At 73.2% G+C, this 1,273-nt stretch carries 2 protein-coding genes; both read right to left on the minus strand.

Annotation, left to right across the window (positions count from 1 at the left end; translation table 11 throughout):
• The coding region (locus tag MVA01S_RS29880) for an ROK family protein (protein ID WP_060941841.1) at positions 1 to 644 on the minus strand (644 nt) is incomplete at its 3' end.
• Between the two features lie 95 nt (positions 645 to 739).
• On the minus strand, positions 740 to 1,273 hold a 534-nt coding region (locus tag MVA01S_RS29885; protein ID WP_060941842.1), incomplete at its 5' end, for a hypothetical protein.

Below are 1,273 nucleotides of genomic sequence, written 5' to 3' on the forward strand. Positions count from 1 at the left end.
GGGTCGCCGCGGTCGGCTGCGGCCGCGAGTTCCCGCGCGTCGGCGCCCGCGGTCCAGCCCTGCCCGCGGGCCCACCGCACCAGGTGTGGACCCGAGGCGACGGTTTCCACGCAGCCGCGACCACCGCAGGTGCACGGCGCCCCGCCGGGTTCGACCACGACGTGTCCGACGTGGCCCGCGTTGCCGCTGCGCCCGTGATAGGGCGCCCCGTCGAGCACGAGCCCACCGCCGATGCCGGTCGACACCACCATCCCCAGCAGGAAATCGGCGTCGCGGCCTGCGCCGCACCACCACTCCCCCAACGCCATGCAGAGCCCGTCGCCGCCGAGCGTGACAGGCAACCCGGTCAGGTCCGCGACGCGTCGCACGATCGGGAACCCCGTCCACGCACCGATGTTGATCGGGCTGACCGTGCCCGCGGGCACATCGATCGGGCCTGCCGATCCGATTCCGACCGCCGACACCCGCCCCGGTGCGGCTTCCCGCACCTCCGCCAGCAGCGCCGCGACCGCCTCCCACACGGTCTCGGCATCGCGGTCGGGGGTAGGCCGCTGGGCATGGTGCACCACAGCGCCGTCGGGGTCGACGAGTCCGGCGGCGATCTTGGTGCCGCCGATGTCGAGGGCCAGGACGAGGTCGTTCATCAGGACCTACCCTTCTTCGCGCAAGCGCTCATCAGGACCCACTCTTCTTCGCGCAAGCGCTCATCAGGACCCACTCTTCTTCGCGCAAGCGCTCATCAGTGCCTGTGGGTGTTGTCGGGCTGCCTTGGATCCCCGGGATGCTCGAACCCCTCGGCCAGCGTGGCGAGTTCGGCGGTCCGGGCGTCGAGCCACCTGCGGTACGCCCGTCGCCGGCCGGCGGCCAGCAGATGCGCGGTGATCTCAGCACACACGTCCTCGAGTGCCGCCGCGGCCGGGGCGCGTCGCCAACCGCCGACGCTGTCACCGGATGCGCTGAAACGCAACGGGTTTCGCGCATGATAGGCGACGACGGCCGCGTCGGTGACCTCGACGCCCGCGGTGACCGCGACGAACACCGCCCGGCCGACCGGGTCGGCCAGGGTGGCCGCCGCGACGCTGCCGAGCTCCATACACGCGACCATATCGGGCAGGAGTTCCTCCTCGGCGGGCGCCGCCGCCGGATCGAGGCCGGCCGACGCCGACGCGACCACGGTTTCGGCGACCAGCACCTGGGTGAGCCAGCGTCGCAGTTGCCGGGACTCGCCGGTGCCCGGTGCCGGCAGCGCGTGCCGCAGCGGTCCCGCCCGCAC

The organism is Mycolicibacterium vaccae NBRC 14118 = CIP 105934, from assembly GCF_001552715.1.
Taxonomy (GTDB): Bacteria; Actinomycetota; Actinomycetes; order Mycobacteriales; family Mycobacteriaceae; genus Mycobacterium; species Mycobacterium vaccae.